The sequence below is a fragment of the Acinetobacter sp. ANC 4216 genome, from assembly GCF_004331195.1.
GTDB lineage: Bacteria > Pseudomonadota > Gammaproteobacteria > Pseudomonadales > Moraxellaceae > Acinetobacter > Acinetobacter kookii.
On sequence record NZ_SJOC01000002.1, the window covers coordinates 216,996 to 229,482 of the forward strand.

13 protein-coding genes are annotated in these 12,487 nt (G+C 43.8%); 4 read left to right on the plus strand and 9 right to left on the minus strand.

The genetic code is table 11. The features are described from left to right. Positions 1-39: 39 nt before the first annotated feature. From E0H88_RS02505 to glnK, 6 genes are all read right to left on the minus strand, one after another. Complete coding sequence (locus tag E0H88_RS02505; RefSeq protein WP_131272992.1) at positions 40-699, minus strand: riboflavin synthase; 660 nt, start codon at positions 697-699, stop codon at positions 40-42. A gap of 27 nt (positions 700-726) precedes the next feature. Continuing rightward, entirely contained in the window at positions 727-2,019 is a 1,293-nt protein-coding gene (locus tag E0H88_RS02510) for a DNA adenine methylase (RefSeq protein ID WP_092819216.1), read from the minus strand. Continuing rightward, positions 2,016-3,116, minus strand: coding sequence for a bifunctional diaminohydroxyphosphoribosylaminopyrimidine deaminase/5-amino-6-(5-phosphoribosylamino)uracil reductase RibD (ribD, locus tag E0H88_RS02515; protein WP_131272993.1), 1,101 nt, complete (start codon positions 3,114-3,116; stop codon positions 2,016-2,018). The genes E0H88_RS02510 and ribD overlap by 4 nt, the downstream gene beginning before the upstream one ends. Positions 3,117-3,140: 24 nt before the next feature. Further along, on the minus strand, positions 3,141-3,599 hold the full coding sequence (nrdR, locus tag E0H88_RS02520; RefSeq protein WP_086174158.1) for a transcriptional regulator NrdR: 459 nt from the start codon (positions 3,597-3,599) through the stop codon (positions 3,141-3,143). A gap of 138 nt (positions 3,600-3,737) precedes the next feature. Further along, on the minus strand, positions 3,738-5,144 hold the full coding sequence (locus tag E0H88_RS02525) for an ammonium transporter (protein ID WP_131272994.1): 1,407 nt from the start codon (positions 5,142-5,144) through the stop codon (positions 3,738-3,740). 59 nt (positions 5,145-5,203) lie between these two features. Then, positions 5,204-5,542, minus strand: a complete 339-nt coding sequence (gene glnK / locus E0H88_RS02530) for a P-II family nitrogen regulator (protein WP_086174160.1) — start codon at positions 5,540-5,542, stop codon at positions 5,204-5,206. 278 nt (positions 5,543-5,820) lie between these two features. Between glnK and E0H88_RS02535 the strand changes: the two genes are divergently transcribed. The 3 genes from E0H88_RS02535 (at position 5,821) to E0H88_RS02545 (ending at position 8,117) form a co-directional block, all read left to right on the plus strand. Continuing rightward, positions 5,821-6,048, plus strand: a complete 228-nt coding sequence (locus E0H88_RS02535) for an accessory factor UbiK family protein (protein ID WP_131272995.1) — start codon at positions 5,821-5,823, stop codon at positions 6,046-6,048. A gap of 68 nt (positions 6,049-6,116) precedes the next feature. Then, entirely contained in the window at positions 6,117-7,604 is a 1,488-nt protein-coding gene (locus tag E0H88_RS02540; protein ID WP_131272996.1) for a YifB family Mg chelatase-like AAA ATPase, read from the plus strand. A gap of 6 nt (positions 7,605-7,610) precedes the next feature. Continuing rightward, a complete protein-coding gene (locus tag E0H88_RS02545; RefSeq protein WP_131272997.1) occupies positions 7,611-8,117 on the plus strand; it encodes a GNAT family N-acetyltransferase in 507 nt (168 codons plus the stop codon). Between the two features lie 115 nt (positions 8,118-8,232). Here the strand turns inward: E0H88_RS02545 and E0H88_RS02550 are convergent, their stop codons facing one another. Further along, entirely contained in the window at positions 8,233-8,970 is a 738-nt protein-coding gene (locus E0H88_RS02550) for a TorF family putative porin (RefSeq protein ID WP_092819221.1), read from the minus strand. A gap of 394 nt (positions 8,971-9,364) precedes the next feature. Next, complete coding sequence (locus tag E0H88_RS02555; protein WP_252151970.1) at positions 9,365-9,757, minus strand: hypothetical protein; 393 nt, start codon at positions 9,755-9,757, stop codon at positions 9,365-9,367. Between the two features lie 688 nt (positions 9,758-10,445). On the opposite strand from E0H88_RS02555, the gene E0H88_RS02560 reads away from it, so the two are divergent. Beyond that, the gene (locus E0H88_RS02560) at positions 10,446-11,744 is read left to right on the plus strand and encodes an OprD family outer membrane porin (RefSeq protein ID WP_092819222.1); all 1,299 of its coding nucleotides are present in this window, start codon (positions 10,446-10,448) and stop codon (positions 11,742-11,744) included. Between the two features lie 90 nt (positions 11,745-11,834). Here E0H88_RS02560 and ppa read toward each other — a convergent pair whose 3' ends face one another. Further along, positions 11,835-12,371, minus strand: coding sequence for an inorganic diphosphatase (gene ppa / locus E0H88_RS02565; RefSeq protein ID WP_005233448.1), 537 nt, complete (start codon positions 12,369-12,371; stop codon positions 11,835-11,837). Positions 12,372-12,487 lie beyond the last annotated feature (116 nt).

A 12,487-nucleotide genomic window follows, 5' to 3' on the forward strand; every position in this document is an offset into this window, starting at 1 on the left:
CTGACTTTTCAATCAGACTGTTTTCTATTTTAGGATGTTTTACTTCAAGAAGCCATTTTCTGCCAGAAAAGCCATGCTTATTTTTGACTGTTCTGTGGTGTCTGCAGCCTTGTCACCCAGCATTAAACGCTCGATATAACGCGCTAACACATCGACTTCCAGATTCACTTTCGCTCCGGTTTTCCAGGTACCAATATTGGTACGTTCTGCCGTATGCGGAATCAGGTTCAGGCTGATGATATTGCCGCGCAGATGGTTAATGGTCAGACTGATTCCATCCACGGTCACCGAGCCCTTTTCTGCCAGATATTTGGCAATTTCCGCCGGAGCCGTCACCTCATAATAAATGGAACGGGCATCTTCACGTACCAGCGTGATTTCACCGACCGCATCGACATGTCCACTGACGATATGTCCGCCAAAACGGGTTGTCGGCAACATTGCTTTTTCCACATTGACCGGCTGCCCCACTTTCCAGGTACCTAAAGTGGTTCGATTCAGACTTTCACGTGAAACGTCAGCAGCATACCAGTTTTCGCCCCATTCAATCACGGTCAGGCAAATGCCGTTGGTGGCAATCGAATCACCCAAATGAACATCAGACATGTCGAGGTCGGTGCCAATACGCAAACGCACATCACCACCCACACTTTGCAAGCTTTCCACTTTACCTAAACTTTCAATAATGCCTGTAAACATAACTTTTTCTCTAATTCTGTCCCTGTTTTACCACAATGCCAGTTGGGTGCTTACCCCGGTCGTATCCACACCGCCCAGTTCAGCAAAATGATACAGCTGACCTAGTAATTGACGTAGTGGCGGACCGGATTTGGCATGGGTATCGGTGATGACAATAAATTCAAGTACACGTGCACGTTCTGACTGGCGCTGCTTGCTGACCCGGTAACGTGGCACATCCTGGGTCAACAAGGTGACGCGGCCACGCTTCAAGTTGGCCTGCAGCAAATCGCCCGCTTCAATATTACCATCGGTCGAATAGCTGGTCAGAATATAACGTGCATTAATGGTTGCCAATAATTTTTCATAGGCTTCTTTGGCATGCTTGGAAGAATTGTACTGGCTCGGACGCTCTTTACGCCACGCCCGGTCAATCCCGCTTTTGAAGCCTTTGGTGTCGGGACTCGGCAAATCGACCTGATCCCATAGCGTCAGGGCATTCAGCACATGATAGTTACTGCTATAGGCATGCTGGTTATACGGCGGATCCAGATAAGCGATATCGACTTCAAAATTACTCATCTGGTTGGCCAGATGCTGCGCATCGACACACCACATTTCCGCGGCCGGCTTTTTCGGGTCGCCAATTTCACAGAAGCGGCTTGGTGTCAGCCATAATAGCGATTCAATCCGTTCCAGAGCCGTTTGGGTTTTACCGCCCCAGCCATGATGGAAGCTTTTAAATACCCCGGAGGTATTGCTGACAAAACTGGCCGAATACAGCAAGGGCGCCAGCAATGCCGACATTTCTACATCATCAATGGCACCTTGTGCCTGCCAGGTCGCAATCTGCTGACGGATGGCATCGATGCGCATACCGTTACGACGTTTAAAGAACAGTCGGTCACGGGTCGGATCATAGATTTCATCATTGCGCGGACAAAGATTATGCGTCACCCAACCCTTCACTTCAGGCAAACGGTTCAGATAATCAATGGCTTTTTGATAACCGCCCAACTCTTTAAATGCGGGGGCTTCGACACAGGATAAAATCGCATTGTTCAAAGCATGACTGTAGGGTTCCCAGTCATTGGCAATGACCCGATAGCCATTTTGTCGCGCCAGACGCGAAACCACACCGGAACCGGCAAAAAAGTCGGCAAAAATCGGGGCCCGGCCATTGTGGCTATTCAAGGTTCCCGTACTCTCAAGGGCTTCCAAAATCAGATGCAATAAACGGCGTTTATTCCCCAAATATGGAACAAGCTGATTGAAAAGGTATTCATCTGTAGTACGCGCTGAATGACGACGTTTATGATAAACCGAAGACTCTGAATTCATACTGTCTCTTGAGAAGGGATTAACCTTAAGCGCACATCATTCCCGACTTGGGTCAGGTCTATGAGCTTAAATCGAAGTTGCTCTGCCATGCGGTCAAATTCCGCATTAAACATCGCACGAGCGGTTTGACCTAAAAAGGTCGGTGCAACATAGCTGATCATTTCATCCACCAGCCGTTCCTGCAAAAAGGCCGTGGATAATGTTGCTCCTGCTTCCACCAGCACATCATAAATTTGATGCTGGGTAGATAAGGTCTGTAGCACGTCTTTTAAAGGCTGTACTGCAAATTGTAGCACGCCTAAATCGGCCAGTTCCTGACGGAAAGGCCCCATCACCATGACTGTTTCAGGTTGCTGGAGTATTTTTGCATTCAGCGGTAAACGTCCCTGACGATCCAGCACCAGACGTTTGGGCTGAACCACCGTGTTGATATCTGCAACACCATTCAGCTGACGTACATTTAATTGGCAGTCATCGGCAAGAACCGTTTCTATGCCCGTAATGACGACACCGGAAATGGCACGCCAGTGCTGTACATCCTGACGGGCCTCGCTTCCAGTAATCCATTTAGATTCACCAGAAGCCATCGCTGTGCGGCCATCCAGACTGGAAGCCACTTTTAGACGTACATAAGGCATGCCGTTTGCCATGGCTTTTAAAAAACCGCGATTGAGCTGTGCTGCATCCTGTTCACAGATACCCATTTCAACTGCAATGCCGGCATCTTTTAGAATTTGTACACCCTTGCCAGCGACCAAAGGATTCGGATCAGGACAGGCAACAATAACTTTTGCAATTCCAGCTTCGACCAGGCCTTTGGCACACGGCGGTGTACGGCCATAATGCGCACACGGCTCCAAAGTCACATACGCCGTTGCACCGCGTGCCTGTTCACCAGCCTGGCGCATGGCAAACACTTCCGCATGCGGTTGCCCGGCCTTCGGATGAAAGCCCTCCCCAACCAGTTGACCATCTTTCACGATGACACAGCCGACATTAGGATTGGGTTTAGTTGAATATTGTCCGAGTCGTGCCAATTCAATTGCACGTTGCATCCAGGCTTGATCTTGTTGGGAGTTTTGATTTAACTCAGACATTAAATTGCTCTTGGAAAATAAATCTTAGTGTTCGCGCTGTTGCATCTGTTCAATTTGACGACGGAAGGCTTCAACATCCTGAAAATCCTGGTAAACCGAGGCAAAACGGACGTAAGCGACATGGTCTAAGGCAAATAAAGCCTGCATGACAATTTCACCAATGGTACGTGATTTGACATCCCGCTCACCTAAACGGCGAATCTGTAACTGGATATCACTGAGGACGGTTTCGATCTGTTCCTGGGTCACCGGACGTTTTTGCAAGGCATGCATCAGGGAACGGCGCATTTTTGCTTCGTCGAACGGTTCACTCTTGCCATCGGATTTGATCACCCGGGGCATGACCACTTCATAAGTTTCAAAGGTGGTAAAACGTTCTCCGCAGCTGATACATTCACGACGTCGACGAATCTGGCAACCTTCGGCAGCCAAACGCGAATCAATCACTTTACTATCTGCGGCGTTGCAAAATGGACAATGCATAGCGGTTTAATTGAACAAATCAAATCGGATTTAGAGTGTAGCAAAAATTCTGCCCTTTGTAGAGGCTTACGCAAGATATGGAAAAAAAACAGCCCTGACGGGCTGTTTTACACAATATATTGATTATGAGTTTTTATCTTATTCTACACGTTCGCCATGTTGACTCAGGTCAAGACCCATACGTTCGTCATCATTCGCCACACGGATACCCATCACCAGATCAATCACTTTCAGAATGATGAAGGTCAATACTGCAGAGTAAGCAATAGTTGCCAATACACCTTCAAGTTGTACCCATAATTGATGCATCATATCTGTCGGTACTTTATCGCCCATAATGAATTCACTGGCAAATACCGCAGTCAGGATTGCACCGACAATACCACCTACACCATGCAGACCAAAGGCATCCAGAGAGTCATCCGCTTTCAGTGCACGTTTAAGCGCTGTAATACCCCAGAAGCACACCACACCACCGATCAAACCCATCGCCAATGCACCGCCTACAGTCACGAAACCTGCTGCCGGCGTAATGACCACCAAACCTGCAACTGCGCCAGATGCGCCACCCAATACAGAAGCTTTACCACGAATCACTTTTTCAGTGATCAACCAGGCAATGGCTGCTGCCGCTGCTGCAACTTGGGTTACGATCAATGCATAACCTGCTGAACCGTTTGCGCCGAGTGCAGAACCGCCATTGAAACCAAACCAGCCGACCCATACCAGGCTTGCACCAATTACGGTTAAAGTCAGGTTATGCGGAGCCATCGATTCACGGCCCAGGCCCATACGTTTACCCAGCATGTAAGCAGCAACCAGACCTGCAACACCCGAGTTGATATGAACCACCGTACCACCAGCAAAGTCGAGTGCGCCATCATTCGCTAACCAGCCGCCGCCCCATACCCAGTGGGTAATTGGCGCGTAAACCACGATGCTCCAAATGGTAATGAAGGCAACGAAAGCTCCAAATTTCATACGTTCTGCAATCGAACCTGTAATAATGGCTACAGTAATGATGGCAAATGTCATTTGGAAAATGACAAACAGAATTTCTGGAATCGTTCCGGTTAAGGCATCTGTGGTAATGCCGGATAGCATGATTTTATCCAGGTTACCAATAAAAGCATTGCCACTGCCAAAGGCCAGGGTATAACCAATCACCACCCAGGTAATACTGACAACGGCTGCCGCAACAAAGCTATGTGCCATGGTGCCCAGTACGTTTTTCTTACGAACCATACCGCCGTAAAATAATGCGAGTCCCGGAATGGTCATCAATAAAACCAGAGCTGTAGACACTAAAATCCATGACGTGTCACCTGTATCTAATTTTGGTTCTTCTTCGGCAGGTGCTGCTGGTTCAGCTGGAGCAGGGGCTGCAGCTAATTCGGAATTTGTTGTTAAAGATGGATCAGTAGTTTCAGTGACTACTACATTTTCAGAAGGAGTGGATGCTGCTGTTAGCGCTTCTTCAGCCCATGCAACAGAACCACCTAAAAGTGCGCCAGATAAACTCAGCGCAATGAGCATTTTTTTCATTCGTATCCCCCAACCTAGTTTTTTTGAGTTATTAGCTACTCAGCAAACTTCATGCCAAATTAAACAGCATCTGCACCTGTTTCACCGGTACGGATACGGATGACTTGTTCTAAATTAGTAACGAAAATTTTACCGTCACCAATTTTACCTGTGCTTGCCACACGCGTAATCGATTCAATGACTGAATCCACCATTTCATCGCTAATCGCAATTTCAATTTTTACTTTAGGCAAAAAATCAACAACATATTCTGCACCACGGTAAAGTTCAGTGTGACCTTTTTGACGACCAAAGCCTTTGACTTCAGTTACGGTGATCCCTTGAACACCAATGTCAGAGAGTGCTTCACGCACGTCATCCAATTTAAAGGGTTTTACAATTGCAGTTACGAGCTTCATGTTTGTTTTCCTTCGGCTTCTTTCACCAGTAAGGTTTTATGTTCAAATTTCGTGCCAAAAATTCTAAGGTTGGGGGAATAGAAACTTTGACACGAGTTTTCTTTATAACCTATTTTATACTTTTAGATGTAGTCCGAGTTTTAAAAACTAGACATTTTTACTATAAAATTAACGATTTTACACATCGGATAAAGCTATATCCGGTCGAGTGGGGCTATGGTCGGGGTAGGAGCGATGTTACACTAGCGCCACTTCTCCAGCCTTATATGGACACTGCAATGATTGAAACCTTATTACAAGCCATAATGGAACAACTTGATCAACCGAAAAAAGATGTCGAACATAATTTACGGGCCTTACTGAATGAAGCCGTCAGCAAGATGGATCTGGTTTCCAAAGATGAAATTGAACGTCAACGTACTGCACTCAATAATGCCAATTTACGTTTGAATGAACTGCTTAAACAAGTTGAAACTTTAGAAATTAAAATCAAGAACAATAAATAAGCACTTTTCTAGTGCACAAAAAGACCAAAAACGATTAAAAATAACGCACTACAATGGAACAATAATAAATGTCTTTTGCGAAAATCTATACACGAGGTCTGCTTGGACTTCATGCGCCTTTAATTGAGGTGGAAGTTCATGTCAGTCAGGGTTTACCCTCTTTAACCATTGTCGGGCTACCTGAAGCAGCAGTTCGTGAAAGTAAAGACCGGGTACGTTCTGCCATTATTAATAGTGGTTTCCAGTTTCCCACCAAACGTCTCACCATCAATCTGGCGCCTGCAGATTTACCCAAAGATGGCTCACGACTGGATTTGCCGATTGCTTTGGGAATTCTTATTGCGTCAGGGCAACTCCCTGAAAATGTGACAGATCAGCTGGAATTTATTGGTGAGTTGGCCCTGGATGGTCAACTTCGTCCCATCAGCGGTATTTTAAGCATTGCCATTGCCTGCCAGCAGTCTGGACATCAACTGATTTTGCCACAGCAGAATGCCCAAGATGCCTCGCAACTGCCCGGTTTTGAAGTGTTTGCTGCCCATCATCTGAAAGATGTCTGTGAACATTTATCCAGCCAGCATCCGCTTCCACAATATCAGGCCAATACCACCAGCCCTATTGACCAATACAAATTTGATTTAGCCGATGTCAAAGGTCAGCTCCGTCCACGGCGAGCCTTGGAAATTGCTGCAGCGGGCGGCCATTCTTTATTGTTTAAGGGACCTCCAGGAACCGGAAAAACCCTGCTGGCTTCACGGCTGGCCAGTATTTTACCGCCTCTGGACATGCAGGAGAATCTGGAAGTTGCCAGTATTTACTCGGTTGCCAACAGTTCACATCCCTTTGGGCAGCGCCCTTTTCGTGCACCGCATCATACCGCTTCCGCAATTGCCTTGGTCGGTGGCGGTTCACATCCCAAACCCGGTGAAATTACCCTGGCGCATTTGGGCGTATTGTTTTTAGATGAGCTGCCTGAATTTGATCGCAAGGTTCTGGAAGTATTAAGACAACCGCTGGAATCTAAAGAAATTGTGATCTCACGTGCCTCCAGGCAAATTACCTTTCCGGCAAACTTTCAACTGATTGCTGCAATGAATCCCTGCCCTTGTGGTTATGCCTTTAATCAGGACATACGCTGTCAGTGTTCCAGCGATGCGATTAAGCGTTATCAAAATCGCATTTCAGGTCCACTCCTGGACCGGATTGACCTGCATATTGATGTGCCTCCTTTGCAAGCACATGAATTGCAAGATACATCACCGGTCGAAAATTCACAGACAGTGCGGCAACGGGTGATTCAGGCCTATGAACAGCAGATGCAACGGCAACAATGCCTGAATCATGCTTTAACGCCCCAACAGCTGGAGCAGTTTGCCTGTCTCGATGCACAGGCACAGAAAATTATGGAAACAGCACAGCAACGCCTCAACCTGTCTGCCCGGGCTTATCATCGGGTATTACGCGTTGCGAGAAGCATTGCCGATTTATCGCAACATGCCGCGATTCAAAGCCAGCATTTAACCGAAGCGTTGTCCTATCGGGCACAACAGGGCTAATCCCAAATGCATAATTTACTGATTCGTAGTGAACATCCTGCTGATCATGCGGCAATTGCCCAGGTGATTGAACAGGCCTTTAAAAAGCAGCCCTATTCCAGTCATAACGAACAACTCATTGTCGCCGCACTGCGCAAGGCCAATGCTCTGACCATTTCTTTGGTGGCTGTTTTAAATCAGCAGATTGTCGGACATGTGGCTATTTCACCGGTACAGATTTCTTCCGGGGTGCAAGGCTGGTATGGCTTGGGGCCTGTCGCTGTTTTGCCGGAATGGCAACTGCAAGGAATCGGTTCAGCACTCATCCAGTCGGCTTTGGTTCAATTAAAAACTCATGCAGCCAAAGGCTGTGTAGTTTTAGGTGATCCGGATTTTTATTCTGAATTTGGCTTTAAAGTTGTACCTGATCTGATTTTAGACAATGTTCCGGCCGAATACTTTCAGGCTTTGTCTTTTGATGAGGATATCCCTCAAGGTCATGTGAGCTATCATGCTGCATTTTCTGCCCCATGAGCAAAATAAAGCATGGCCTTGGGGTTAGTGTAAGCAATGAAATGTCAGCCCCCTCAATCATCTCCATAAAAAAACCTCCAAAGTACAGCTTTGGAGGTTTTTTAATCATTTTAAATTAAAATGCTTTGGTTAAGGTAAAGACCGCCCCTGTCTCTACGCCACGATTTTCAGGATCAATATCCGTACCAATCGCAGCCAATTCGGCAGTTAGTCCCTCAACGGAAGCGAATGAATAGGTTACCCCAGCTTTCCAGTCAAAATAGCTGTCCTCACTGCCAAAATAATTTTCATCCGCCAGCGTATAACCCAGTGCAGCAACACCGCCAAAGCCAGCAGCAAAAGGTACAGAATACGTTGCATTCAGGTACCATGCATCCGTGTCTAAGCCCAGGAAATCATTGGTATAGTTCACTGCTGTTAATAGACTTGCACCTTCTGTCAACACGTCATTGAAGGTCAATTTACCGTATAATTCCAACCAGTTTAAGTCACTTTCACTTGGATAGGCGTAATACCACAAACCTACATCCAGTAACGGTTTATTGGCAAAGCTATCTAAAGTCGTTGCAAAACCGATGTAAGGGTCTAGCTCAATGTGTGCTGTACCGCCAAAATCAACATTTGAACCCCACACACCCGCATATACACCTGAGTCATGTGACAATACAAAACCTGCTTGTACGGCTGGATCATTAAAGGTTTGCGTCATACCACGATAACGGTAGTCCGAGGTTATTGCTGCAGTGCCACTTACAGATAAGCCGAATGGTGATGCTGGTGTTTCATCTGCAAAAGTGAAGCTAGACGCTGTTGCAACTACAGCTAAAGATAATGCTTTAAAAGTAAATTTCATTCTTGGATTCCCCCTACATCGTAGCACGATGCTATGTTTGGTTATTTCGTTAGACTCATATCAGTGTTAGCAATAGCTGTGCCAAAAACAGATTCCAGCCTTTAAAAAGACAGTCGTAAAAAAATATATAATTATAAATAATTGTTTTTATTATTTTTTTATTTATAAAGATAAATTTCCAATATCTGCGGAACAGCCAAGAATGCTAACCACATAGGACTGATATGAGCTTGACTCGACCATCCTATAAAATTCATATTTGCTTACATCACGCCTCTTTTTAAGGCTATTTTTTCACCTGTTTTTTTAATTATGCATAAAAAAAGTGCACAATTTTAAGGCAAACTGTACACTTTCAATTATTTCAACCTGTCAGGAAGTTATAAATTGAAAATTAAAGCCCAAACCCCTGATGGTCAAAATCTGTATCAAAATGGTCCTTGCCTCCCATCCCATAATCTACAGAAGCAGTCGCTCCAGTATTGGCTATTTCTTTACTTAAACCGATACGCACTTCCTTGAAAGCCCCATCACTTTTCGTTTCAATCCTGCTGTCATCATGGCTGCTCTTATCAATAGACGCACCAACCGAAGTGTTTAACATAAAATTTTGCGGTAAAGCATAACGATAAGCTGCTGTTAAATACCTATCTGCAGCATGACCTAAAGAAGCCTCCATCAGCATCACTGCCGTGCTTAACGTTAAATCCTTATAAGCCAGTTTGCCCAGTACATCAAATGCGGTGGTTTTAGGTTTATCGTCATTTTCATCATACCGTACCGCCATTTTGATCGTTATAAACGGCAGCTTGAACTTTATAGCTCCAATCCTGGTTCAGTGTCGTGCTATACACGACATAAAAATAACGCAATTTTGTGTGAAATTTTCAGCATTACATCTTCTTATAAAACCTGCTTGAGATTCTTGTTTAATGATAAATTCAGCTGTGAATTCTAAAAACTTTTATACTTTTTGGTTAATTTCTTTAAATCATTATCTTCTTACTTCTCTGCTACTAAAAACCAATAAAACCACCTAATATTGAATTAAAATCGAGTGTATTTTCAAAAAAATGAGATGACTTTTACACAAATATGAAACTTTTTAAAGTTTAAGGCTTTTCCTCTCGCCTTCTACCGAAAATCAATCATTCAGCCTCTCGAATCAATATTAGACTAAAGTTTAAAGCAGAAAAATTTCATAAATTTACCCTTAAATAGGGAATTTCGACTCGCTATTAGTGATCAGAATTACACGACAAATTATTTATACTTTAAATATATTATTGTTTTATAAAATAATTTTTAAAAATAGCAAACCTTTAATATTTTTATTGACTAAAAGGTATAAAATCACATTAAAAAATATTTAACTTTAGTTAAATAAAATGTATTAAAAAATGATTTTTTTGCGATACATTATGTATACAATTCCTTTCATTTCCTTCTCCCATTTTGTATAAGGCTCTCTCCCAATGCAAAAATCACAAAAACTTACTTTAGCAGTTTTAATTCAGGCTGCATTAATCTCAACAGCATATGCAAGCGAGCAAAGCGAGTCTAAAGGCTTTGTTGAGGATGCTGAAGGCTCTGTACTTTTCCGTACCGGTTATATCAATCGTGACAAGAAAGCACCTGGTGTTAAAGATCAAAGTTCTGCTGCACAATCTGCTATCGTCAAACTCGAGTCTGGTTTTACCCAAGGTGTGGTAGGTTTTGGTGTAAATGTGGTTGGTGATGCTTCATTTAAACTGGGCGAAAACAAAAATGCGAATAATGGCATGATTCCTAAGCATGCACCGACTGCAGAAAATCCAAATGGTGATGCTTATGATCATTGGGCTCGTGGTGGTGCAAGTGTCAAAGCACGTATTTCAAATACAACTGTTGAGTACGGTACTCAAGTATTAGATATCCCTGTTCTTGCAAGTAATACAGGCCGTATGGTTCCTGAATATTTCACCGGTGTGCTTGCAACAAGCCACGAAATTGAAAATTTGGAAGTTATTGCGGGTAAATTCACTAAAAACCAGTATTCAGATCAAATCAACACTGATGGTGAAAACTTAGACCGTGCAGTAGTTTGGGGCGCAAAATACAAATTTAATGATGCTTTAAATGCATCGTACTATGGCTTAGATAGCAAAAATAAATTAGAGCGTCATTACGTAAATGCCAACTATAAACAAGCCTTGGCTAACGACAGCTCACTCACTTATGACTTCAGCGGTTATCACACTGAGTTTGATGAACAAGCCGCTACTTATTCTTCAACAATTGGCAATAAAGATGTTTCCGGTCGAAGCAACAATATTTGGGCAATTTCAGGCACTTATAATACTGGTCCACACAATGTCATGTTGGCTTACCAACAAAATACTGGCAACACTGGTTATGATTACGGCCAAAATGCTGACGGCTACCAAAGTATTTACTTGCCAAACTCTTACTTGTCTGACTTCGTCGGCAACCATGAGAAATCAGCACAAGTTCAATATACCTATGACTTTGGCGCAATGAAGGTTCCGGGCTTAACCTGGACTACTGCTTATGTCTATGGTTGGGACATCAATGTTGCTGGTAAAACAGGCGAAGGTAAAGAAAATGAATTCTTTAACCAAGTGAAATACACTGTTCAAAGCGGTTTTGCCAAAGATGCCAGCTTGCGTGTACGTAACTCAATCTATCGTGCCAACGATGTGTATGACAGTGCTTACATTGGTGACACCAATGAATGGCGTATTTTCCTGGATATTCCTGTGAAATTATTCTAATTCCACAGCTTTATTTAAGGGAAATAAAAAACCTGCACAATGTGCAGGTTTTTTTGTGTAAGCCTTTCAGGCTAAATTCGAAACAAACAATTATTTGTTTGCTTCTGCATAAGCTGCAATTGAGCTAAGCACTTCTTGTTTTGCAACGTCAGCACCTTCCCAACCACTTAACTTCACCCATTTTCCTGGCTCTAAGTCTTTGTAGTGTTGGAAGAAGTGTTCGATTTGGCTGATCAAAAGCGGAGGAAGATCGGTATATTCCTGAACGTCTTTATAGATTGGCGTTAATTTGTCGTGTGGAACTGCAACCAGTTTCGCATCAACACCACCGTCATCTTCCATGTTCAATTTGCCCACAGGACGGCAACGAATCACTGAACCTGGTTCAACCGGGTGTGGAGTCACAACCAATACGTCTAATGGATCGCCATCAAGAGACAAGGTGTTTGGCACATAACCGTAGTTTGCCGGGTAGAACATTGCAGTACCCATAAAGCGGTCTACAAATAATGCATCAGAATCTTTGTCGATTTCGTATTTGATTGGTGCTGCATTTGCAGGAATTTCAATAATTACATAGATGTCGTTTGGTGCATCTTTACCCGCTGGGATATTGCTGTAGCTCATAGCATCACTCTTTAACAAGTTAAATCTTTTTTAAACCGCAACGATTATAACGGTTTTTGCGTATTAAATAACTTTTCGATTATACATCTGCTGGATGAAAATATGTATTTGCACAT